The organism is Aliihoeflea sp. (assembly GCF_052435475.1).
Taxonomy (GTDB): domain Bacteria; phylum Pseudomonadota; class Alphaproteobacteria; order Rhizobiales; family Rhizobiaceae; genus Aliihoeflea.
In genome coordinates, this window is sequence record NZ_JBQVMV010000009.1 from 35164 (window position 1) to 58432 (window position 23269).

Consider the following 23269-nt stretch of genomic DNA (forward strand, 5'->3'; position numbering starts at 1 on the left):
TTGAACCAGCTCCTTGCCGACATCGTCGGCGCCGCGCAGATCCGCATTCTTCTCCTGGAAGACAGTCATATCGACGCCGAGCTGATCCAGCATGAGTTGGGGAAGATCGGCATGCCGGTCGAGATCGTGGGAGCGAGCCGCAAGCGCGAATTCGAAGCGGCGATCGATGCGGGCGAGTACGACCTCATCATCGCCGATTATTCGCTGCCCGATTTCGATGGGATGGCGGCCTTCAAGCTGGCGGAGGGCCGGTTTCCCGGCGTGCCGTTCATCTTCGTCTCTGGCGTCGCCGGAGAGCAGTTCGCGACCGAGGCGGTGCGTGCCGGTGCGACGGACTACGTCACCAAGAAGGATCTCGACCGGATACCGATGGTGGTCCGGCGCGCACTCGATGAGGCGCGGGAGAAGCGCGAGCGGGCGCGCGCCGTCAACGCGCTGGCCGAAAGCGAGAACCGGTTCCGCAACCTCGCCGACAGTGCGCCTGCACTGATCTGGTCGGTAGATGCCGAAGGGCGCATCAAGTTTGCCAACCGGAAATTTGCGGCCGAGTATGGCGAGGCGGCAGACATCGTCAGCGAGGGCTGGCGCTCGATCGTCCATGCGGACGACATTGCCGCGTTCGAGGCAGCGTTTCGTGCCGCTTTCGAAGAACGCGCGCCCTTTCGCGCCGAAATTCGCACGCTGAGGAGCGGCGAAATCCGCTGGCTGCGCTGCGAGGCGATCCCCCGTCACGACGCGGCGGGCAGGTTCTTCGGCTATAGTGGCTGCGCGGTCGACGTGACGGATTCCAAGCTCGCGCGCGAGATGCTCGAAGCCGAAGTGGCGCAGCGCACCGCCGAACTGCGCGAAAGCGAGGAAGCGCTGCGCCAGTCGCAGAAGATGGAAGCGATCGGCCAGCTCACCGGCGGGATCGCGCATGATTTCAACAACATGCTCGCCGGCATTCTAGGCAGCGCGGAACTCCTTCAGCGGCGGCTTTCGTCGGGCCGCAATGACGGGATCGAACGCTATCTGGAAGGGATCATCACCTCCGCGGGCCGCGCGGCCGCGCTGACGCAGCGCATGCTTGCCTTTTCGCGGCGCCAGTCGCTCGACATCAAGTCGACCCAGCTCAACGATCTCGTTCTTTCGCTCGAGGACATGCTGCGGCGTACGCTCGACGAGTCTATCCGGCTCGATCTCGACCTTGCCCGCGACGCATGCCCGGCGCTGACCGACGCCAACCAGCTCGAAAGCGCGATCCTCAACCTTGCCATCAATGCGCGCGATGCGATGCCCGATGGCGGCGTGCTGACGATCTCGACGCGCAACAGGCGGATCGCCGGCGATGCCGCGTCGAGGGGCGGATTGGCGGCCGACGACTATGTGGTGCTGACCGTTGCCGATACAGGCACGGGCATGAGCAAGGACGTGCAGGAGAAGGCGTTCGATCCATTCTTCACGACCAAGCCGATCGGTCAGGGAACCGGGCTCGGGCTGTCGATGGTGTTCGGGTTCGCCAAACAGCTCGGCGGGCTCGCGCAGATTCATTCGCAGGAAGGCAAGGGCACGGCGATCGAGATCGTGATGCCGTGCGACGGCGAAGCGACGACCGCGGACGGGCGGCACGCCGGCAACGGCGCGACGCCGCCGCTGAAGGTCGAGGCGCAGACGGTTCTGGTGGTCGAGGACGAGGCCATCGTCCAGATGCTCGTCGTGGATGCGCTCAACGACATGGGCTTCGAGACGCTCGAAGCCTATGACGCGCCATCGGCGCTGAAGATCGTCGAGAGCGGGCGCAAGATCGACCTGATGGTTTCCGATGTCGGGCTGCCCGGCATGGATGGGCGCCAGCTTGCCGACCATGTGCGCCGGCACCTGCCCGAACTGCCGATCCTGTTCGCGACCGGCTATGCGGAAGCAGCACGCACGCGTGCCGGCTTTCTCGGCGACAATATGGACCTGATCTCCAAGCCGTTCGACATGGGCGAGTTCGAGCGCAAGATCAGGGCGATCAGCACACGCGACTGACGACCGCTACGAGCGCGAGGCTGCGTCGGGTGCGTCGGCGGCTTCGGGCCGGTCGATGCTCGGCTGGTCGACGATCTTTTCCGGCTTCTGCTTGCGGCGCTTGCGCGTCTTGGACGTCAACAGCGCATCGGCCTGCCCGTCGACGCCGACGTGATAGGTGACCTGCGGGAACGGGATCTCGATGCCGCGACGCTCGAAGGCGTCCTTGATCAGTTCATTGTATTTGCGGCCGATGCCCCATTGCGAGCCGGGCAGGGTCTTGATGCGCGCACGAACGTTGATGGCCGAATCGCCGAAGAGCGTGACGCCCTGAATGTCGAGCGGTTCGAGGATCGCGGTCTTGGCGTCGGTCTGCATCAGGCCGTCGAACGCATCCTGCATCGCTGCCTTCACCTCGGCGATGTCACTGTCATAGGCCACGCCGATCTCGGCGACGTGGTAGGAAAAGCCCTTCATCGAGTTCGACACCATGTCGACCGACGAGAACGGGATCAGGTGCAGGGTGCCGTCGAGCGAGCGGATCGAGACGGAGCGGATCGTCAACCTCTCGACCACGCCCGACGTCGCGCCGACCGTGACGACATCGCCCTCGTTCATGATGTTTTCGAGCTGGATGAAGATGCCGGTGATGATGTCCTGGACGAATTTCTGCGCGCCGAAGCCGATCGCAAGACCGAGCACACCGGCGCCGGCCAGAAGCGGCGCGATGTTGATGCCGATCTGCGCGAGCGCGAGCATGACGATGAAGATGGCCAGCGCGACCGTGAAGGCGTTGCGGAACAGCGAAAGCAGCGTCTTTTCACGCGCGGTCGGCACCGTGCCGAAATTGGGGTTGAGGCGGTATTCGACCCAGGATGACATCGCCAGATAGATCAGGAAACCGACGAGCAGGATGATGACGGCCGAGATGACCGAGCCGGTGACGCGCTGCCCGCCCTCCGACGCGACCCAGCCGAGAAAGTCGATCAGGCCCCAGGCCTGCGCGATGGCGATGGCGACGCCGATCAGCGTGACGGTGCGGACCACCTGCATGACACGCGGAACGAAGGCGTGGAGGCGCGTTTCGAGCAGCGGAAGCCTTTGCTTCAGGTCGTCCGGCAGGCGCACGCCGACATGGATGAAGCGCGAGATGAACGAGATGATGACGACGCCGACGATGACTGCGAGGATCGACTGGACCGTCGCGCGCAGCATGTAGGGCAAGGCTTCGGCGGGATTGGCGAGCCAGACGATGAGGATCGCGATCAGATAGGCGATGGCGATCATGTGCCAATAGGCGCCGAGGAAGGCGAGCGACTTCGACAAGGCGTCGTGGCGTCCGTTGTTGGCGCGCCAGGTCATGGCGTTGCGCACGGCGTGCTTGTTCTGAAGCACGATGAGGATGCCGATGACGACGGCGGTGAGCATGGCGAGGACGCGCAGCGCCTGAGCGGCGGTCGGGCTGACCATATCGGCGAGGACGGGTGCGAAGAACATGAAGGAATAGCCGAGGAGGCCGATGATGCGCGCGGCCCAGAAATACCAGTACGCTGCCGTAGTGTCGTTCATGGGCAGCGGGCGCAGCGCCGGGCCGTGCGGCTCGAAGATGGCGCGGACGACGACCTTGGTCAGTTCGACGGCGAGGAAGGCGTTGAGCAGCAGGGTCTGATTGATGCCCATGCGGCCGGTCGGACCGGTGAGGAAATAGAGCGAGATGGCATAGCCGATCGCCCAGGCGGCGGCGACCGCGGCGATATCGACCGCTGTGGCGCCGACGAGCCCCATGATGCGGGCCAACCAGCCGCGCCCGGCGACGCGGTTGGAGATCGCCTTTTGGCCCTGGCTGGCGAAGGCGCGCAGGAAGAAATAGCTGGCGAACAGGGCGACGGCGAGGATCGCGACATTGGTCGCGACGCGCGTGATCTCGCCATAGTCGCGGGTGGATGCGGAGGAAAAGACGTCGCCGACATCGGCTCCGAGGTCGACGACCGCGCCGACCGTCGCGGAGACGCCTTCCGCGATGTCGCGCGTGTATTCGGCGATCTGGCGCGCAATGGTCGGATCGGCGGTGCCTTCTGCGGCCTGCGCTTCGGCTTCGGCGCTGTTCTCTGCCCCGCCTGCGGCGCGCAGCCTTTCGACCAGTTCATTGCGCGCGGTCTCGTTTTCGAGAAGGCGGATGAGGTCGTCGACGCTCGCTGCGGGCGCCTCCTCGGCCGGGGCCGCTTCTGACTGCGGCGTGAACTGGGCGCTCGCGCCCCCGATGATGAGGAACAAGGCGAGGAAGGCGCAGGCAAGGATTCGCATCTGGAACGGAGGTCTCGATGATCGGAAGGCTGAGAGACCATAAGCATGGCGGGGCAAATGTGGAGGTCAACCCCGCCGCGATGATTTATGGGCTCAACCCTTCATGCCGCCCTGCGTCAGGCCGCCGACGACGCGTTCCTGGAAGAGCGCGATGATGATCGAGATCGGCACGATGGCGACGACGAGCGCGGCCGAGATGATGGGCCACGGGAACGAAAACTCGCCCTGATAGAGCGTGATGCCGACCGGGAGCGTGCGGCTCGACACGCGCGAGGACAGCGTCAGCGCTAGCAGGAACTCGTCCCACGCGTTGACGAAGGCGAGGATGCCGGCGGTGAAGACGCCGGGCGCCGTCAGCGGAATGACGACGTGCCAGAGCGCGCCGAGCCGCGAGCAGCCGTCGATCATCGCGGCGCTTTCAAGGTCCTTGGGGATGTCCTGGAAGAAGGAGATCAGCACCATGGTGCAGACCGGCATGGAAAGCACCGCATAGGGCAGGACGAGCGCCCACCACGTGTTCAACAATCCCACCGTGCGCATGACCTGGAAGAGCGGCACCATCAGCGAGATCAGCGGGAACATTGCGATCGCCATCAGCACCGACAGGATTAGGCCGGGCGCGGGCAGGCGAAGGCGCACCAGCGCGTAGGCGGCAAGCGCCGAGACTGTGACGCAGAGCAGCGTCGACAAGGTGGCGACGGCGACCGAGTTCCACATGAAGGTGAGGATCGGCTGGTCGGTGAAGACGCGGGTGTAGTTCTGGAAGGTCAGCTTGTCGGGCAGTATGGTGATCGGCAGGCGCAGGAGTTCGGCTTCGGTCTTCAGCGAGGTCAGCACGATCCAGATCGCCGGCACGAAGCCGTTGACGACGACGATGAGGCCGGCAATCAGGACCATCACGCGGGGGCGGGGGAGGCGCATCATCTCACGCCTCCTGCCGTGGGTCGCGGCGCGTGTAGCGCAAATAGCCGGCGGTCATGACGAGAGAGACGACGAACATCAGCACCGCAAGCGCCGAACCGTAGCCGAGGTCGAGGAAGTCGATCGTCGTCTTGTGAATGTACATGGCGAGCGTCTCGGTCGAATTTCCCGGCCCGCCATTGGTCATCGCGTAGGGGATGTCGAAGGTCTGGATGGCCGTGATGGTGCGGAAGATCGCGGCGACGATGATGGCGGGCCGCAGCATCGGCAAGGTGATCTCGATGAACTGCTGCCATTTCGACGCGCCGTCGATCTCGGCCGCCTCATAGAGCGATTTGGGGATCGTCTGCAGGCCGGCGAGCAGGATCAGCGCGACGAAGCTCGACGTCTTCCAGATGATGGCGATGCAGATGGCGATGGTGGCGAGGAAGGGATCTGTGAGCCAGGCAAGCTTCGGCAGGCCGACCCACATCAGGATATTGTTGACGATGCCCTGGTTGAATTCGAAGAACCAGCGGAAGATCAGGCCCGCGAAGACCAGCGGCAGCGCCCAAGGCAAGAGCAGGCCAAGGCGCACCGGCCATTTGACCTTGAAGGGCTGGTTGGCGAGGAGCGCAAGGCCGAGGCCGACGACGATCGCGCCCGGCACGGTGACGGCGATATAGATGAAGGTGTTGAGCGTCGTTTCCCAGAAGCGCGGGTCAGCGAGCGCCTTTTGGTAGTGCGCGAGGCCGATGAAGGGCGTGCCGAGCCATGGTTCGGTGAGGCGCAGTTGCTGGGTGGAGGTGACGAGCAGCCGGCCTATCGGGAAGAGGACGACGGCGAAGAGCAGCAGAAACGCCGGCAGGATCATCAGGAGGCCGAGTCGGCGCTCTGATTTTTCGAGGCGGGAGAGGGGGAGGGGTTTGGATGTGGCTTTACTGTTGGACGTCAGCACGAAGCGCCCCCCTCTGCCCTGCCGGGCATCTCCCCCGCGAGGGGGGAGATTACGCGGTTTCGGCGACGAGACTGATCTCCCCCCTTGCGGGGGAGATGGGCGGCAGCCCAGAGGGGGGCGTTCAAGCTCAACGTCTCAAATCCCTACTGCATGACCTCGGAAAGCCCCTGTTCGATCGCCTGGAGCGACGCCGCACCATCCTGCGTGCCGGCGAGGAAGGCGTTCATGTTGGTGCGGATGACTTCCGAGACGCGCGGATAGGCCGGGCTGACGGGGCGCGAGCGGGCGGTTTCGACGACCGGCAGCGCGTCCTCGAACCACGGATTGGCCTCCAGCACCTCGGCATCCGTGTAGACTTCGGGGAAGACCGGCATGTGCGAGGCAAGGATCGCCTGCTGCTTGGAGACTTCGGGGCTGGAGAGATACTTGACCAGCTCGACCGCCGCTTCCTTGTTTTCCGAGAAGGCGGAGACGGCGAGCTGCCAGCCGCCGATGCAGGTGGCCGGCGTGTCGGCGGTGAAGCCGGGCAGGGTGACGACGCCGACATTGCCCTTGACCTGGCTGTCCTCGTCGTTCTGGACGCGGTTCCAGACATAACCCCAGTTCATCGCGAAGATGGCATTGCCGGCCTGGAAATCCTGGCGGATGCGGTCGGTCGGGATTTCGGCGATGTTGGCGGGCAGTACGCCCGCTTCCTTGAAGTCGCCCCAGAGCTCGAACGGCTGTGCCGCCTGTTCGGCCGACAGTGTGATCGCCCCGCCTTCGCCGCCAAGCTCGCCGCCCGCGCCCCAGTACGGCACGAGATAGGTGCAGACCGTGCCCTCGATCGGCGCGCCGGCGGTGAGGAAACCGGCGAGGTTCGGGTTGCCCTCGGCTTCCTGAATCTTAAGCGCGGCTGCCTTCAACTCGTCCCAGGTCTTCGGCGGCTCGACGCCGTGCTTTTCCAGAAGGTCGGTGCGGTAATAGAGGAACTGCGAGTCCGCGAAATAGGGCAGCGCCATCACCTGGTCGTCGACGATGTTGGCCTCGCGATAGGCGGGCAGGTAGCGGTCCATGATCGCGTCGCGCTCGTCGCCGAGATAGTCGTCGAGCGGTTCGGCCCAGCCGGCGGCAGCCCATTGGGCGGGGCGGATGACGTCGATGAGCACCACGTCGAGTGTCGAATCCTGCGAGGCGAGGACGGTGTTGAGGTACTGCTGCTGCTGCTCGGACGTCGCGCCGCCGACTTCGATTTCGACCGTCACATCTGGGTTCTGCTCCTGATAGGCGTCGAGGATTTGGCGCATCACGTCGGGGCGCTGCTGGCCGCCGGTGAAGATGCGCAGCTCGGTCTGCGCGAAGGCCGAGCTGGCCGACATGGTCATGATCGCGGCGAGGGCGGTTCCGGTAATCAGTCTCGTCATGTCTCTACTCCCTGATGTTGCGGACCCGACAAGCGGGCCGGAATGCTCTGATCAAGCGGCGAGGCGGATGGCCTCGCCGGTTTCGGCGTCGAAGAAATGGGCGCGGTCGAGCGCAAGGCCGAGCGTGACGTCCTGGCCATGCTTCAGCCCGGCCTCCGGCGAAAAGCGGCCGGTGAAGCGGGCCTCGCCGACGCGGACGGTCGCCTGCGTTTCCGAACCCAGCGGCTCGACCAGCTCGACCTGGCCGGAAACGGGCGTGCGCGACGGGTCGTCATGGCCGAGCGCGACATGCTCGGGGCGCAGGCCGATGACGATGTCGCGGCCGGCGCAGGCGGCGAGATTGGCGCCGCGCGGGGTGACGTCCATGCCGGACGACAGGCGGATCACTTGCGCATCTGCCGATACGCTGGCGGGGGTCATGTTCATCGGCGGCGCGCCGATGAAGGAGGCGACGAAGCGGTTCGCCGGGCGGTTATAGACCTCGTCCGGCGTGCCATATTGCTGGAGATGGCCGTCCTTCATGATGGCGATGCGGTCGGCGAGTGTCATCGCCTCGATCTGGTCGTGGGTGACATAGACGATGGTGGTGCCGAAGCGCTGGTGCAGCTTCTTGATCTCGACGCGCATCTCGGCGCGCAACTGGGCGTCGAGATTTGAGAGCGGTTCGTCGAAGAGGAAGACCTTGGGGCGGCGCACGATGGCGCGGCCCATGGCGACGCGCTGCCGCTGGCCGCCCGAAAGCTGGCCGGGACGGCGCTCGAGCAGGTGCCGGATCTGGAGAATGTCGGCGGCCTCGTGCACCAGCGTCTCGATCTCGGCTTTCGACGTGCCACGCATCCTGAGGCCGAAGCCCATATTGTCGTAGACGCTCTTGTGTGGATAGAGCGCGTAATCCTGGAAGACCATGGCGATGTCGCGCTCGCGCGGCGGCATGTCGTTGACGATTGTGCCGTCGATGGCGATCTCGCCGCCGGTGATGCCTTCCAGCCCCGCGATCATGCGCAGGAGCGTGGACTTGCCGCAGCCGGACGGGCCGACGAGGACCACGAACTCGCCGTCGCGCACCGAAAGGTCCACGCCGTGGAGCACTTCGACGCGGCCATACTGCTTGACGACCTGGCGGATTTCGACGCCTGCCACGCACACCTCCCAAAGGGTCCTCTTTTCGGGACCATATTCGCAAGTGCGGCGCCGTCCAAGGGCACCGATCAAGGCTGATCATGGCATGTCTTGTAAAAGATACAAGACCTGTTACCGTTCATTCATCAACGGCGCTTGCAGATAGCGCAGGTCATCCGCGCGAACAGTGCGACAGGTGCATGAGCGACATCTTCTTCATCGGCATCGCGGTCGTCGACTATGTGTTTTCGGTCGACCGGATGCCGGACCGCGCCGAGAAATACCGTGCCCGCGACATGCAAGTGGTGGGCGGCGGGTTGGCGGCGAACGCGGCGGCGACCGCGGCGCGGCTGGGGCACAAGGCGCACATGATCGGCCGCATCGGCGATGATGTGGTGGCCGGGCAGATCATCGACGGGCTCGCAGCGGAGGGCGTGGATTGTGCCGGGCTGCGGCGGTTCGCCGGGCATCGCTCGCCGCTCTCCTCGGTCTTCGTCGACGCGGCGGGCGAGCGGATGATCGTCAATTATGGCGACTGGTCGATTCCGACCGCGACGGACTGGCTGCCGGACGAACTGCCGGCCGGAACGGGCGCGGTGATGGGCGATATTCGCTGGGAGGAGGGCGCACGGCACCTCTTCGATCTGGCGCGTGCGGCGGGCCTGCCTGCCGTGCTCGACGTCGACCGGCCGCCCTTCGATGCGACACTCCTCGATGCGGCGAGCCATGTCGCGCTGTCGGCGCAGGCGCTGCGCGAGATGACCGAAACGGACGATCCACGGGAAGGGTTGGCGCGGTTGCGCGATCGGTGCGCGGCGCATCTTTCGGTGACGATCGGCGCGGAGGGGACGCTGTTCTTCGACGGCGACGATATCGCGCATGAGCCGGCCTTCGAGGTCGCGGTCGTCGATACGCTCGGCGCCGGGGACGTCTGGCACGGCGCGCTGACCGTGGCGCTGGCCGAGGGGCTGGAGACGCGCGCGGCGATCCGCTTCGCTTCGGCGGCGGCGGCAATCAAATGTACTCGGTTCGGCGGTAGGGCGGGCATACCGACACGCGCCGAACTCGACCGATTTCTGGACGAACACGAAGGAATGCAGGCATGACCACACTATCGGCGGGCAAGCTCTGGGGCCTGCGGCGGCTTGCCGACGACAAGGGCCGGTTCAAGATGCTGGCCGTCGACCAGCGGCCGCCGATCAAGAATCCGATCAAGGCGATACGCGGTAAGGCTGAAGCGCCTTATGAGGATGTTGCCGGCTTCAAGCTGATGCTGGTGGAGGAGCTGCAGGCCGAGACGTCGGCCGTGCTGATGGACCCGCATTTCGCGCTGCCACGTGGGCTCTCCGTCGCCTCGCCCGCCAAGGGCATGATCGTGACGCTGGAGGATTCGCTCTTCCGCGAGACGGAGACGGGGCGGCTGTCGGACGAGATCGACGACTGGTCGGTCGAGAAGATCAAGCGTGCCGGCGGCGACGCGGTGAAGGTGCTCGCTTGGTATCGGCCGGATGCGGATGCGGCCAATCGCCGGGCGCAGGAGGACTTCGCGAAGCGAATCGGCGAAGCCTGCCAAACCTATGACATTCCCTATCTTTTCGAGCTTCTCGTCTATCCGCTGCCGGGCGAGGCGGAGCAGACGAAGGACTATGTGGAGATGGCGGCGAAGCAGGCCGACAACGTGCTCGAAAGCGTGCGGCGCTTCGCCGATCCGGGTTTCGGCATCGACATCTTCAAGCTGGAAAGCCCGGTGCCGGCCAAGGGCATCGGCGACGGGACGGATGCGGCGACGCAGAAGCTGTTCGACGAGATGGGACGGATCGCCGGGCGTCCGTGGGTGATGCTTTCGGCGGGCGCAGGAATGGCGGAATTCGAGGCGGTGCTGAAGCATGCCTATGCGGCGGGTGCGTCCGGGTATCTGGCGGGGCGGGCGATCTGGTCGGAGCCGTTCAAGGCGTTTCCGGACTGGGACGCGATCCGTTCGGGTCTGCGGCACACGAGCCTGCCTTATGTGAAGCGGATCAATGCGTTGACGGACGAACATGCCATGCCGTGGTTCGACACACCGCTTTATGGCGGCAAGGCGGAAATCGCCGACGCGAACGCGTCGTTCCGGCATTCCTATTCCGGTATGGGAGGCGTGTGATGGCGCGGATCGGGCTACTACCGCTGGCGCGCGCGACCTTCGACGTCGCCTACGCCGAGGAGCTCTACGGTAGTCTGAAGGGCGAGCTTTCGGCGGCGGGGCACGAACTTGTCGGCGGCGAGGCGCTGCTGTTTGACGCGCCGGCGACGGAAAGGGCGCTGGCTGTGATGAAGGGCCGAGCGCTCGATCTGCTGCTCATCGTGCAGGTGACGTTCACTGACGCGACGATGACCGTGAAGATCGCCGACGAGGCGGATGCGCCGCTGGCGATCTGGTCGTTTCCCGAGCCGCGCACCGGCGGGCGGCTGCGGCTGAATGCGTTTTGCGGGCTCAATCTTGCGGCGCATGCACTGGGCCTGAACGACGTTGCGTTCGGCTGGGTTCATGCCGATCCGGCGACGGCGGATGTCGGCGCTCTGGCTGCCGATCTTCTGGCCAGAAAGCGGCAGGCAAAGGCGCAGCCCTTGGTGACGGCGGAGGCAGGCGAAGGCGAGCGGGCCGGGGCGCGGGCGCTTCTGGCGCGGATTGCGGGCAGCCGGATCGGGCGGATCGGCGAGCGGCCGGACGGGTTCTTCACCTGCGACTACGATCCCGAGCGGCTCGAAAGCCTGGCCGGTGTTTCGGTCGAGCCGATCGCGCTCGATGCGCTCTTTGCCTCCGCGCGGGGCGCTGGAGAAGGGGCCGTCGGCGAGGCGCGGGCGGAGGCCGGCGCGACGCTCGACGATCTCGACAGCGTCGACCAGGACCAGCTCGACCGGTCGCTGCGCCTGCGCGCGGCGCTGGAGGACGTGCGCTCGAAAGGCGGCTATGCGGCATTCGCCGTGCGCTGCTGGCCGGAAATGTTCACGCAATATGGCGGCGCGGTCTGCGGGCCGGTCGGGATGATGGGCGAGCGGCGCGTGCCGTGCGCCTGCGAGGCGGACGTCCATGGGGCGCTGACGAACCTGTTCCTGCAGGAGATGACCGGGGACGCGGCGTTCCTCGTCGATTTGGTCGATCTCGATGCACAGGACGGAACGGGCGTCGTCTGGCATTGCGGGCAGGCGCCGGTGTCGATGCGCGACGAGACCGTGACGGCGAAGGCGGCGATCCATTCCAACCGCAAGATGCCGCTTCTGTTCGAGTTTCCGTTGAAGCCCGGCCGCGTCACCTTCGCGCGGATCAGCCAGGCGCGCGGGCATCCGACGATGGTGATCGCGGGCGGCGAGATGAAACGGCGCCCGCTCGCCTTTTCCGGCACGGCTGGCGTGCTCGCCTTCGATGCGCCGATCGAGGCCGTGGCGCAGACGATCGTCGGGGCTGGGCTCGAGCATCATTTGAGCCTCGTTTATGGCGACCACCGGCCGGCGCTGCGCGCCCTGGCGGCCGAAATGGGCCTGCCGGTTCTCGAATTCTAAAGGAACTCGCATGTCGAAACTGCGCTACGCGATCATCGGTTCGGGCATGATGGGGCAGGAGCACATCCGCAACATCATGCTTCTGCCCGACACGGAAATCGTCGCCGTCAGCGATCCGGACGAGGGGATGCGCGAGCGCGCGGCGGCGCTATCCGGCGGCGCGCGGCAGTTCGCCGACCACCGCGCGCTGATGGATGCGGGGCTCGCCGACGTGCTGGTGATCGCCAGCCCGAACCACACGCATCACGACATCCTGCTCGACGTGATGCCGGCGGACCTGCCGATCCTCGTCGAAAAGCCGCTCTGTTCGACGGCTGAGACGAGCCGGCATATCCTCGCTGCGGCTGCCGGTCGAAAGGCGCCGGTCTGGGTCGCGATGGAATATCGCTACATGCCGCCGATCGCGCGGATGATCGAGGAAATCCGCGCCGGGACGATCGGCGAGGCCAGGATGCTGACGATCCGCGAGCATCGATTCCCGTTCTTGCACAAGGTCGGCCACTGGAACCGTTTTGCGGCCGAGACCGGCGGGACGCTGGTCGAAAAATGCTGCCATTTCTTCGACCTGATGCGGCTCGTCACGCAGTCGGAGCCGGTGCGGATCTATGCTTCGGGGGCGCAGGACGTGAATCACAAGGACGAGGCCTATGACGGCCGCGCGCCGGACATTCTGGACAATGCCTATGTGATCGCCGACTTCGCCAACGGCATGCGGGCGATGTTGGAATTGTGCATGTTTTCCGAAGGAAGCTGGTTCCAGGAGCACGTCTCGGCGATGGGCTCGGCGGGCAAGATCGAGGCTTTCGTGCCGGGGCCGGCGCGGTTCTGGCCGGGTGCGGGCGAGCGGGCGGCCAAAATCGTGATTTCTCCGCGCGAACCGAAGGGCCCGCAGCGGCGCGTCGTTGAGGTCGACCCCGAAATCCTCGCCGCTGGCGACCATCACGGCTCGACCTTCTATCAGCACCGCCTGTTCCAGCAGATGGTGCTGGATGGCGGGCAACCGGAGGTGTCGCTCGAAGACGGGCTGCGCTCGGTCGAGATGGGCGCGGCGGCGGAGCTTTCGGCGCGCACCGGGCAGGCGGTGGAGTTCGCGGAAGGGTGGCGCGACCGTCAGGTGGCGTGATCGCTGCCGGTCAACGCTGCTTGTGCAAGGTGCGGACGTAGGTTTCCAGCACGGCATTCATGCGGGTCTGGTAGCCCTTGCCGGTCGCCTTGAAGGCATCGAGGACGGACTTCTTCACCCGCAAGGTCACCTGCTGCGTCGTGTCCGGCTCCACCAGCTTCGCATTCCTCCAGAAATTCTCGTCCAGTTCGGGAATGTCGCTGGTTTCGATCTGGTCGTCCGGCAGGGCGGCCAGTTGCTCAAGGGTCAGTTCCCTGTCGTAGCGCTTCTTCATAGGTGTTCCTTTCAACGCGCTTGGCGGGGCGCGCGGAGATGATGCGGGTTGTGCCGTCCCGGTCGGTGTGGGTCACCACGATCACCAACACGCCTTCGATCGCGCCGATGCTGTTGCGGCGAACTTCGCCATATTCGAACCGGTCATCGATTGCCGTCAGGACTGGACCTTCGAAAATTCGACAGGCGGTTGCAAAACTCAGCCCGTGCTTGGCGATGTTTGTCCGGTTCTTCGCCTCATCCCATGCAAAAGTCATGTAAGCACACTTTGTAGTTACATTCAATGCGTGGTGCGGGCGGCAAGCTACTTCAAATCCGACAGATAATGATGTGCTTCGGTGAGGCAGCGGGATATGCGCCACTCGACGATGCGGTCGTCGAGGCCGACGGCGCGGCGGTCGACTTCGAGGAGGGGCATGCCGAAGGGGCAGTCGAGATGGCGCGCGTCGTGGGCGTCGGCGCCGACGGCTTTCAGGCGTTCGACGGCGCGGGCGACCGTGACGCCGTAGCGGCTGGAATAGAGGCCGTAGACATTGTTGGGGATGGTCTCGAAACGGTCGAGTTCGGGAAAGAGTTCGGCGGGCAAGACGATGCGCTCGATGATCAGCGGCTTGTCGCCGAGCGTGCGGCGGCGCACGAGACGCCAGACAGGGTTGCCGGCGGGAATGGCGAGCGCATCGGCTTCGGCCACGTTGGCGGTGCCGCTTTCGAGCGACAGGACTGTCGAATCGGGGAATTCGCGGCTGCCCTCGTCTGGTGTCAGCTTGAAGAACTGGAACAGGATGCGTTCGTCGTCATAGGAGGTGACGAAGGTGCCGCGCCCCTGCCGGCGCACGAGCAGATTGTCGAGCGTCATCTCGTGCAGGGCCTTGCGCACCGTGCCCTGGGAGACGTTCAGCTCCTCGGCGATCTGGAACTCGTTCGGGATCGACTGCCCTGCCTGCCAGCGGCCGTCGGCGATGCGCGCGACGAGCAGCGCCTTCACGCGCTTGTAGAGCGGCTGGTAGCCGAGCTTGCCCGTCCGTTCGGCGCGAAAGCGCTCTTCCTGGACATCCCCGTCCGATTCTTCCATGCGTGCGCCCGTCACCCGCCTCTCCGCGAAATGATTTTTCGTTTGGCCAATTGCGCATTGTTTCCCGATTGCGCGCTCGGTCTTTTATCTTATACAAGAGCTATCGCCGCACCGCCAGCGCGGGTTTGAGGTTTCGAGGAGGTCAGGATGGCAATTCCCCATCTGCTCGTTCACGAGCACAAGGACAATGTCGGCGTCGTCGTCGTCGAAGGGCTGACGGCGGGCACGACGATGCTCGGCGTCGTCACGCACGACAATTCCAGCTTCGAACTGGAGGCGAAGGCGGACGTGCCGATCGGCCACAAGGTCGCGCTATCGGACATCAAGAGCGGCGACACGGCGATCAAGTATGGCGAGGACATCGGCAAGTTCGTCGCCGACGTCGCCAAGGGCTGCCACGTCCATGTCCACAATCTCAAGACCAAGCGCTGGTAGGAGTCGACCCATGGCATCGAAGTACTCCAATCGGACCATCCAGGCCTATCGGCGCGACAATGGCCGCGTCGGCGTGCGCAACCATGTCATCATCCTGCCGGTGGACGACATTTCCAATGCCGCCTGCGAAGCGGTCGCCAACAACATCAAGGGCACGATGGCGCTGCCGCACGCTTATGGACGGTTGCAGTTCGGCGAGGATCTGGAACTGCATTTCCGCACCATGATCGGCACCGGTGCGAACCCGAACGTCGCCGCCGTCGTCGTCATCGGCATCGAGCCGGGCTGGACAAGCAAGATCGTCGACGGCATTGCCGAAACGGGCAAGCCGGTGGCCGGGTTCTCGATCGAGCAGAACGGCGATTTGAAGACGATCATGGATGCGAGCCGCAAGGCGAAGGAGTTCGTCCACTACGCGACCGAACTTCAGCGCGAGGAATGCTCGATCTCGGAACTGTGGGTCTCGACCAAATGCGGCGAGAGCGACACGACGACCGGGCTCGGCTCCTGCCCGACGGTCGGCAACATGTATGACAAGCTCTTGCCCGAGGGCATCTATGGCTGCTTCGGCGAGACGTCGGAGATCACCGGCGCCGAGCACATCGCCAAGGCGCGCGCGATCAACCCGGAGGTCGGCGAGCGCTGGTACAGGATGTGGAAGGCGTATCAGGACGACGTCATCGAGCAGTTCAAGACCGACGATCTGTCCGAAAGCCAGCCGACCAAGGGCAATATCGAGGGCGGGCTGACGACGATCGAGGAAAAGGCGCTCGGCAATCTGGAGAAGATCGGGCGGACGTCGAAATATATCGACATCCTCGAGCCGGCCGAGATGCCGAAATCGGGCAACGGGCTCTATTTCATGGATTCCTCGTCGGCGGCGGCCGAATGCGTCACGCTGATGGCGGCGGGCGGCTACGTGATCCACACCTTCCCGACCGGACAGGGCAATGTGATCGGGAATCCGATCGTGCCCGTCGTCAAGATCACCGCCAATCCACGCACGGTGCGCACGATGGGCGAGCATGTCGATGTCGACGTGTCGGGCATATTGCGGCGCGAGATGACGATCGACGAGGCGGGCGACGCACTGATCGACATGATCGTGCGCACGGCGAACGGGCGCAACACGGCGGCCGAAGCGCTCGGTCACCGCGAGTTCTCGATGACCAAGCTCTATCGCAGCGCGTGACATGGCCGACATCGTCATCTGCGAATTCATGGACGAGGCGGCCGTCGCGCGGCTGACCGCGCGGTTCGACACGCTCTACGATCCGAAGCTGGTCGATGAGCCTGAAAGGCTGGCCGAGGCGGTCCGGCCGGCGCGGGCGCTGGTCGTGCGCAACCGGACGCAGGTGCGCGGCGCGCTTCTGGAAAGCGCCGGGAAGCTGAAAGTGGTCGGGCGGCTCGGCGTCGGCCTCGACAATATCGACATGGACGCGTGTTCGGTGCGCGGCATTGCCGTGCATCCGGCGACGGGCGCGAACAATCTCGCCGTCGCCGAATATGTCATCGCCAATGCGATGCTGCTCCTGCGGCGCGCCTACATGTCGAGCGATGCGGTGGCGGCAGGCGAGTGGCCGCGTCAAAGAATGATGGGCCGCGAGCTTGCGGGCAAGACGCTGGGGCTGATCGGCTTCGGCGCCATCGCGCAGGAAGTGGCGTGGCGGGCGCATGATTACGGCATGAGCCTCGTCGCCTACGATCCGCATCTCGATACCGGCCATCCCGCCTGGCAGATCGCGCGCAACGTCTCGCTCGACGGGCTGATGGAGCTTTCCGACGTCATATCGCTGCATGTCCCGCTGACCGACGCGACGCGGTACATGATCGACGCACGGCGGCTGGGGCTGATGAAGCGCGATGCGGTGCTGATCAACGCCGCGCGGGGCGGGGTGGTCGACGAGGCGGCGCTGGCCGATGCGCTGCGCGACGGAAAGCTTGGCGGCGCGGCGCTCGACGTGTTCGAGACCGAACCGCTGACGGCTGAAGATGGCGCGAAGTTCATGGGGCTTCCCAATCTGGTTCTGACACCGCATATCGCGGGCGTGACGGACGAATCGAATGTGCGCGTCTCCGACATGATCGCCGGGCTCGTGATCGCGCATCTGGAGACGCAAAGATGAGCGAGCGCGTTCTGTCGGTCGGCGAAGCCCATGCGCTGATCGCCGCCGCGCTGACGGCCAGCGACACGTCGATCGACAATGCCGACGCGGTTGCGCGGGCGCTCGTTGGCGCCGAACTGGTCGGCCAGGGCGGCCACGGCTTGCGGCGCGTTCCGGCCTATGCGGCGCAGGCGCGGGCCGGAAAGGTCAAGGGCCATGCGGCGGCGCGCGCCGAGCGCGTGCGGCCGGGGGTGGTCAGTATCGATGCCGCGTTCGGCTTCGCCTATCCGGCGCTTGAGCTCGCCGCCGATCAACTGACCGAAATGACGCCGGAGCAGGGGATCGCGATTGCGGGCATCCATCGCTCGCACCATGCCGGCGTCGCGGGGCTGGCCGTCGAAGCGCTGGCCGCGCGGGGGCTGGTCGCACTGATGTTCGCCAATGCGCCGGCGGCGATGGCGCCATGGGGCGGGCGTCGTCCGCTCTTCGGCACCGACCCGATCGCCTTTGCCTGCCCGACGAAAGGCGGCGATCCGATCATCGTCGACGTTTCGCTGTCCAAGGTCGCGCGCGGCAAGATCATGGCGGCGAACCAGAGACAGGAGCCCATTCCCGAAGGCTGGGCGCTCGATGCCGAGGGCCGGGCGACAACCGACCCCAGGGCCGCACTCGCCGGCACGATGATCCCGCTCGGCGACGCCAAGGGGACGGCGCTGGCGCTGATGGTGGAACTCCTGTGCGCCGGGCTGACCGGCGCGAATTTCGGCTACGAGCAGACCTCGTTCTTCGACGCCGACGGCGATCCGCCGGGAACCGGGCAGGCGATCATCGCCATCGATCCGGGTGTTTTCGAGGGACATGCGCTGGCGCGGTTCGCCGAGATGGCGGACCAGATCGCCGGCAGCGAGGGCGCACGCGTGCCCGGACATCGCCGCATCGCCCTGCGCGAAAGGCTTACGAGGGACGGTATCCCTGTCGAACAGGCGCTGATCGACGAGATCGGCGTGATCGGGGCCGCATGAGCGTCGAGAAATTCGGCCGCACGGATGGCGAGACAGTGCGGCGCATCACCATTGCCGGCGGCGGACTGACGGCCAAAATCCTGACCTGGGGTGCGGTCGTGCAGGATTTGCGCTTCGAGGGACACGAGCCGCCGCTGGTGCTCGGCTTCGAGCGCTTCGAGGATTATCCCGTCCGCTCGCCCTTTTTCGGCGCGATCGCGGGACGCTATGCCAACCGCATCCGGCATGGCCGGTTCGAACTGGACGGGCGGAGGGTTCAGGTCGATACCAATTTCCTCGGCAAGCATCTCCTGCATGGCGGCATCAAGGGGATCGGCAAGCGGGTCTGGTCGATCGCGGAGGCGGGTTCCGATTTCGTGCGGCTGACGCTGGCCGACCGAAATGGCGAGATGGGTTTTCCGGGCAATCTCGATATCGAATGCCTCTACACGCTCGCGGACGGCGCGCTGAAGGTCGGGCTGACGGCGCGCACCGACTCGCCGACGCTCTGCAATCTCGCCCACCACTCCTATTTCAATCTCGACGATGGCGGTGCGGGCGATGTGCTGGGGCATCGCCTGACGATCGACGCCGCGCGCTACGTGCCCGTCGACGAGGAGTGGATTCCGACCGGCGGCACGGAATTGGTCGCTGGTGGCCCTTTCGACTTTCAGGAAATGCGTGAAATCGCATGGGAGCGGGGCAGCGCGCCATTCATTTACGACCATAATTGGTGTCTCGCCGATGCAAGACGACCGCTGACGCGCGCGGTTCGGCTGGAGGGTGCGCAGTCGGGTCTGGTGATGGATGTCTGGACGAGCGAGCCGGGCCTCCAGTTCTATGGCGGGCACAAGCTTGCCATCGACGGGGGCGGGCTGGATGGACGCAGCTACGGCGCATTTGCGGGCCTGTGCCTCGAACCGCAGATCTGGCCCGATGCGCCGAACAATCCCGACTTTCCGCAGGCGGTGCTGCGTCCGGGCGAAGTCTATGAGCAAAAGACCGAGTACCGGTTCTCGAAGTAGGTGCGTCGGGTTTCGAATTGCATTAGAAAAAGCAAAAACGAAAGCTGACAGCCCTCATGTTCCTTCTTCCACGCCATGCCGAAATCGTGCAACTCGCCAAGGACAGCGGCCGCGTCCTCGTCGATGACCTTGCCGTCCGCTTCGATGTTTCGCCGCAGACGATCCGCAAGGATCTGAACGAGCTTTGCGACAAGCGGCTTCTCGCGCGCATCCATGGCGGGGCGGTGATCCCCTCGGGCATCGAGAACATGGAATATGAGGCGCGGCGCCGGATCGCTGCCGACGAGAAACAGGGGATCGGCCGTGCCGCCGCGACCTTGATCCCCGACAATGCGTCGCTCTTCATCAATATCGGGACCACGACCGAGGCCGTCAGCGAGGCGCTGGGCGACCATAAGGGGCTGATGGTCATCACCAACAACATCAACGTCGCCAACCGGATGCGGGTGCAGCCCTCCATCGAGGTGGTGATCGCGGGCGGCGTGGTGCGCGGCTCGGATGGCGGCGTGGTGGGCGAGGCGGCGGTCGACTTCTTCCGCCAGTTCAAGGCCGACTATGCGGTGATTGGCGCATCGGCGATCGACGAGGATGGAGCGCTGCTCGATTTCGACTTTCGTGAAGTGAAAGTCGCGCAGGCGATCATCGCCAATGCGCGGCACGTCATCCTCGTCGCCGACTCCACCAAGTTCGAGCGCACCGCCCCAGTGCGGATCGCGCATCTGTCTCAGGTTTCGAGCTTCGTCACCGACCGGTGCCCGAGCGGCGAGATCAGGCGGGTTTGCAAAGAAGCGGGCGTGCAATTGGTAGAGACCGCACGCTGAGTGCGTGTGGCGGAAACCGGCGATAGCGTCTTGGATTTCGATGAAGTTTCATTTAGATTTCGTTTGATTTCGAAATCGGATAATCGACGTGCCTGACGAAACGATCCACGATATCTTCATCATCGGTGGCGGCATCAACGGCTGTGGTATCGCGCGGGACGCAGCCGGGCGCGGCTATTCGGTGTTCCTGGCCGAGATGAACGATCTTGCGAGCGGGACCTCGTCCTGGTCGACCAAGCTGATCCATGGCGGGCTGCGCTATCTGGAGCACTACGAGTTCCGGCTCGTGCGCGAGGCGCTGGAAGAGCGCGAAATTCTATGGGCGAACGCACCGCACATCATCTGGCCGATGCGTTTCGTCCTGCCGCACCATAAGGGCTTGCGCCCGGCCTGGCTCCTGCGGCTCGGCCTTTTTCTCTACGACCATATCGGCGGGCGCAAGCTCTTGCCGAAGACGCGCGTCCTCGACATGACGACCGATCCGGCAGGCTGGCCGTTGAAGCCGCTTTTCTCGAAGGCGTTCGAGTATTCGGATTGCGGCGTCGACGACGCGCGGCTCGTCGTGCTCAACGCGCGCGACGCGGCCGACAAGGGCGCGGTGATCCGCACCCGCACCAAGGTCGTCTCGGCCAGACGCGAGGCGGATGTCTGGTCGGTCGGGATCGAGGATCAGGCGAGCGGAACGTGCGAGACGGTGCGCGCGCGGCTTCTCGTCAATGCGGGCGGGCCGTGGGTCGACCATGTGCTGGCCGAGACGGTGGGCCGCGGGAACGTGCAAAATGTGCGACTCGTCCAGGGCAGCCACATCGTCGTTCGAAAAAAATTCGACGATCCGCGCGCCTATTTCTTCCAGAATGCCGACGGGCGGATCATCTTCGCCATTCCCTATCATGACGACTTCACCATGATCGGGACGACCGACCAGGATTATGACGGCGATCCGAAGGACGTCGCGATCAGCGAGGCAGAGATCGACTATCTGTGTGCCTCGGCGAGCGAATATTTCGCCGAGCCGGTGCGCCGCGAGGACATCGTCTGGACCTTCTCAGGCGTGCGCCCTCTCTATGACGACGGCGCGTCGAAGGCGCAGGAGGCAACGCGCGACTACGTGCTGAAAGCCGATACGGACGGCGTGCCGCTGATCAACATCTTCGGCGGCAAGATCACCACCTATCGGCGGCTGGCCGAATCCATGCTCGCCAGGATCGAGGGTCTGATCGGGGCCAAGGGCCGGCCGTGGACGGAGCGGGCGACGCTGCCGGGCGGCGATTTCGCGGTCGGCACGTTCGACGAGACGGTGCGCAGGCTGCAGGCCGACTACGCATTTTTGGATCATGATCATGCACGGCGCTTGACGAGGCTCTACGGCACGCGGGCGCGCAGCATCCTCGGCTCGGCGACAACGATCGACGATCTGGGGCGTCATTTCGGCGCCGACCTTTACGAGGCGGAGATCTGCTATCTGATGGCGCATGAGTGGGCGATGACCGCCGAGGACGTTCTATGGCGGCGCACCAAGCGCGGTCTGGTCGTGTCCGAGGAAGATGTCGCGCGGCTGCAGACCTTCATGTGCGGGCTCGCCAAGGCTGCCTGACAGACCAGTATCGGGGAGGATTTCATGGGCGGGTACGTTCTCGCGATCGACCAGGGCACGACATCGAGCCGGGCGATCGTCTTCGACGGCGACATGAAGATCGCCGGCGTCGGCCAGCAGGAATTCACGCAGCATTTTCCCCAGTCCGGCTGGGTCGAGCACGATGCGGACGAGATCTGGGAGAGCGTCGTCGCGGTGGTGAAGACGGCGCTCGAAAAGGCGGGGATTTCGGCAGCGGACGTCGCCGCCATCGGCATCACCAACCAGCGCGAGACCGTCGTCGTCTGGGACAAGGCGACGGGCAGGCCGATCCACAACGCCATCGTCTGGCAGGACCGACGCACGGCGGCGCTGTGCCACGAGATGAAGGCGAAGGGGCTCGAAGAGGTCTTCGCCGCGAAGACGGGACTTCTGCTCGACCCTTATTTCTCGGGCACCAAGCTCGGCTGGCTGCTCGATAATGTGGAGGGCGCGCGGGCGCGTGCCGAAGCGGGCGAACTTCTTGCCGGCACGATGGATTCGTTCCTGATCTGGAAGCTGACGGGCGGCGCCGCGCACGTCACCGACGCGACCAATGCCTCGCGCACGCTGCTGTTCAACATCGAGACCAATGCGTGGGACGCCGAACTCGGCAAGTTGCTCGACGTGCCGTTGTCCATGCTGCCTGACGTGAAGGACAGCGCAGCGGATTTCGGCGTGACGGAGGCGGCGCTGTTCGGCGCGGCGATCCCGATCCTCGGCGTTGCCGGCGACCAGCAGGCGGCGACGATCGGCCAGGCCTGCTTTGCGCCCGGCATGATGAAATCCACTTATGGGACGGGATGCTTCGCGGTGCTCAATACCGGCGAGACGCTGGTGCGCTCGAAGAATCGGCTGCTCACCACCATCGCCTATCGCCTCGACGGGCGCACGACCTATGCGCTGGAGGGGTCGATCTTCGTCGCCGGCGCGGCGGTGCAGTGGCTGCGCGACGGGATCAAGGTGATCGGCAAGGCGGAGGAAAGCGGGCGGCTGGCGGCCGAAGCCGACGAGACCCAGCAAGTCCATCTCGTGCCGGCCTTCGTCGGGCTCGGCGCGCCGCACTGGGACGCGGATGCGCGCGGCGCGATCTTCGGCCTGACGCGCAGCACCGGCCCGGCGGAATTCGCCCGCGCCGCGCTCGAATCCGTCGCGTTCCAGACGCGCGATTTGCTCGACGCGATGAAGAAGGACTGGGCTGATGCGAGCGGGCAGACGGTGCTTCGCGTCGATGGCGGCATGGTCGCCTCCGACTGGACGATGCAGCGGCTCGCCGACATCCTCGACGCGCCCGTCGACCGGCCGACGATCCTGGAGACGACGGCGCTGGGCGCTGCATGGCTGGCCGGTTCGCGTGCGGGTGTGTGGCCGGGGATCGATGATTTCTCCAAGGCGTGGAAGCTCGATCGTCGGTTCGAGCCAGAGATGGGGGACCGGCTTCGGGAGACGAAGCTGGCGGGGTGGCGGGATGCCGTGCGGCGGACGTTGAGTTGAGGTCAGCGCCGAAGTTCTTTGTGAATTGACCCCCACCCTTTATCCCTCTCCACAAGGGGAAGGAGGGCGTCAGCGTCGCGCCTGACTTATTGATG

General features: G+C 65.2%; 21 protein-coding genes. 13 read left to right on the plus strand and 8 right to left on the minus strand.

The window, feature by feature from the left end:
* Entirely contained in the window at positions 1–2010 is a 2010-nt protein-coding gene (locus ACT6QU_RS11810; RefSeq protein ID WP_444564670.1) for a response regulator, read from the plus strand.
* A gap of 6 nt (positions 2011–2016) precedes the next feature.
* Here the strand turns inward: ACT6QU_RS11810 and ACT6QU_RS11815 are convergent, their stop codons facing one another.
* From ACT6QU_RS11815 to ACT6QU_RS11835, 5 genes are all read right to left on the minus strand, one after another.
* Positions 2017–4293: a mechanosensitive ion channel domain-containing protein gene (locus ACT6QU_RS11815; protein ID WP_444564669.1), complete on the minus strand. Its 2277-nt coding sequence runs from the start codon at positions 4291–4293 to the stop codon at positions 2017–2019.
* Between the two features lie 93 nt (positions 4294–4386).
* The gene (locus ACT6QU_RS11820; protein ID WP_444564668.1) at positions 4387–5217 is read right to left on the minus strand and encodes a carbohydrate ABC transporter permease; all 831 of its coding nucleotides are present in this window, start codon (positions 5215–5217) and stop codon (positions 4387–4389) included.
* A 1-nt stretch (position 5218) separates the two neighbouring features.
* Positions 5219–6067: a carbohydrate ABC transporter permease gene (locus tag ACT6QU_RS11825; protein ID WP_444564667.1), complete on the minus strand. Its 849-nt coding sequence runs from the start codon at positions 6065–6067 to the stop codon at positions 5219–5221.
* A 227-nt stretch (positions 6068–6294) separates the two neighbouring features.
* Entirely contained in the window at positions 6295–7554 is a 1260-nt protein-coding gene (locus ACT6QU_RS11830) for an ABC transporter substrate-binding protein (RefSeq protein ID WP_444564666.1), read from the minus strand.
* 51 nt (positions 7555–7605) lie between these two features.
* Positions 7606–8694: an ABC transporter ATP-binding protein gene (locus tag ACT6QU_RS11835; RefSeq protein WP_444564665.1), complete on the minus strand. Its 1089-nt coding sequence runs from the start codon at positions 8692–8694 to the stop codon at positions 7606–7608.
* A gap of 179 nt (positions 8695–8873) precedes the next feature.
* Between ACT6QU_RS11835 and ACT6QU_RS11840 the strand changes: the two genes are divergently transcribed.
* The 4 genes from ACT6QU_RS11840 to ACT6QU_RS11855 are packed head-to-tail and all read left to right on the plus strand — an operon-like array spanning position 8874 to position 13336.
* Positions 8874–9779 carry a PfkB family carbohydrate kinase gene (locus ACT6QU_RS11840; protein ID WP_444564664.1) on the plus strand — a complete coding sequence of 302 codons (906 nt, stop codon included), beginning with the start codon at positions 8874–8876 and terminating at the stop codon, positions 9777–9779.
* A complete protein-coding gene (locus ACT6QU_RS11845) occupies positions 9776–10816 on the plus strand; it encodes a tagatose 1,6-diphosphate aldolase (RefSeq protein ID WP_444564663.1) in 1041 nt (346 codons plus the stop codon). Before ACT6QU_RS11840 ends, ACT6QU_RS11845 begins: the two co-directional genes overlap by 4 nt.
* A complete protein-coding gene (locus tag ACT6QU_RS11850; protein WP_444564662.1) occupies positions 10816–12213 on the plus strand; it encodes an L-fucose/L-arabinose isomerase family protein in 1398 nt (465 codons plus the stop codon). The genes ACT6QU_RS11845 and ACT6QU_RS11850 overlap by 1 nt, the downstream gene beginning before the upstream one ends.
* A 10-nt stretch (positions 12214–12223) precedes the next feature.
* Complete coding sequence (locus tag ACT6QU_RS11855) at positions 12224–13336, plus strand: Gfo/Idh/MocA family protein (protein ID WP_444564661.1); 1113 nt, start codon at positions 12224–12226, stop codon at positions 13334–13336.
* 10 nt (positions 13337–13346) lie between these two features.
* On the opposite strand, the gene ACT6QU_RS11860 is transcribed toward ACT6QU_RS11855, so the two are convergent.
* Genes ACT6QU_RS11860 through ACT6QU_RS11870 form a run of 3 tightly spaced genes read right to left on the minus strand, consistent with a single transcriptional unit; the run spans position 13347 to position 14696 of the window.
* Entirely contained in the window at positions 13347–13610 is a 264-nt protein-coding gene (locus ACT6QU_RS11860) for a BrnA antitoxin family protein (protein ID WP_444564660.1), read from the minus strand.
* Positions 13576–13866, minus strand: coding sequence for a BrnT family toxin (locus ACT6QU_RS11865; RefSeq protein WP_444564659.1), 291 nt, complete (start codon positions 13864–13866; stop codon positions 13576–13578). The genes ACT6QU_RS11860 and ACT6QU_RS11865 overlap by 35 nt, the downstream gene beginning before the upstream one ends.
* Positions 13867–13913: 47 nt before the next feature.
* A complete protein-coding gene (locus ACT6QU_RS11870) occupies positions 13914–14696 on the minus strand; it encodes a GntR family transcriptional regulator (RefSeq protein WP_444564658.1) in 783 nt (260 codons plus the stop codon).
* 132 nt (positions 14697–14828) lie between these two features.
* Here ACT6QU_RS11870 and ACT6QU_RS11875 point away from each other — a divergent pair, with 132 nt between their 5' ends.
* From ACT6QU_RS11875 to glpK, 8 genes are all read left to right on the plus strand, one after another.
* On the plus strand, positions 14829–15116 hold the full coding sequence (locus ACT6QU_RS11875) for a UxaA family hydrolase (RefSeq protein WP_444564657.1): 288 nt from the start codon (positions 14829–14831) through the stop codon (positions 15114–15116).
* Positions 15117–15126: 10 nt separating this feature from the next.
* The gene (locus ACT6QU_RS11880) at positions 15127–16308 is read left to right on the plus strand and encodes a UxaA family hydrolase (RefSeq protein ID WP_444564656.1); all 1182 of its coding nucleotides are present in this window, start codon (positions 15127–15129) and stop codon (positions 16306–16308) included.
* 1 nt (position 16309) lies between these two features.
* Positions 16310–17242 (plus strand): hydroxyacid dehydrogenase, encoded by a 933-nt coding sequence (locus ACT6QU_RS11885; RefSeq protein ID WP_444564655.1) that lies wholly within the window; start codon positions 16310–16312, stop codon positions 17240–17242.
* Positions 17239–18243, plus strand: a complete 1005-nt coding sequence (locus tag ACT6QU_RS11890) for an Ldh family oxidoreductase (RefSeq protein WP_444564654.1) — start codon at positions 17239–17241, stop codon at positions 18241–18243. Before ACT6QU_RS11885 ends, ACT6QU_RS11890 begins: the two co-directional genes overlap by 4 nt.
* Positions 18240–19247, plus strand: a complete 1008-nt coding sequence (locus ACT6QU_RS11895; RefSeq protein ID WP_444564653.1) for an aldose epimerase family protein — start codon at positions 18240–18242, stop codon at positions 19245–19247. The genes ACT6QU_RS11890 and ACT6QU_RS11895 overlap by 4 nt, the downstream gene beginning before the upstream one ends.
* A 56-nt stretch (positions 19248–19303) precedes the next feature.
* Complete coding sequence (locus tag ACT6QU_RS11900) at positions 19304–20068, plus strand: DeoR/GlpR family DNA-binding transcription regulator (protein WP_444564652.1); 765 nt, start codon at positions 19304–19306, stop codon at positions 20066–20068.
* An 88-nt stretch (positions 20069–20156) separates the two neighbouring features.
* On the plus strand, positions 20157–21662 hold the full coding sequence (gene glpD / locus ACT6QU_RS11905) for a glycerol-3-phosphate dehydrogenase (protein WP_444564651.1): 1506 nt from the start codon (positions 20157–20159) through the stop codon (positions 21660–21662).
* 24 nt (positions 21663–21686) lie between these two features.
* Positions 21687–23174 carry a glycerol kinase GlpK gene (glpK, locus tag ACT6QU_RS11910; protein ID WP_444564650.1) on the plus strand — a complete coding sequence of 496 codons (1488 nt, stop codon included), beginning with the start codon at positions 21687–21689 and terminating at the stop codon, positions 23172–23174.
* Positions 23175–23269 lie beyond the last annotated feature (95 nt).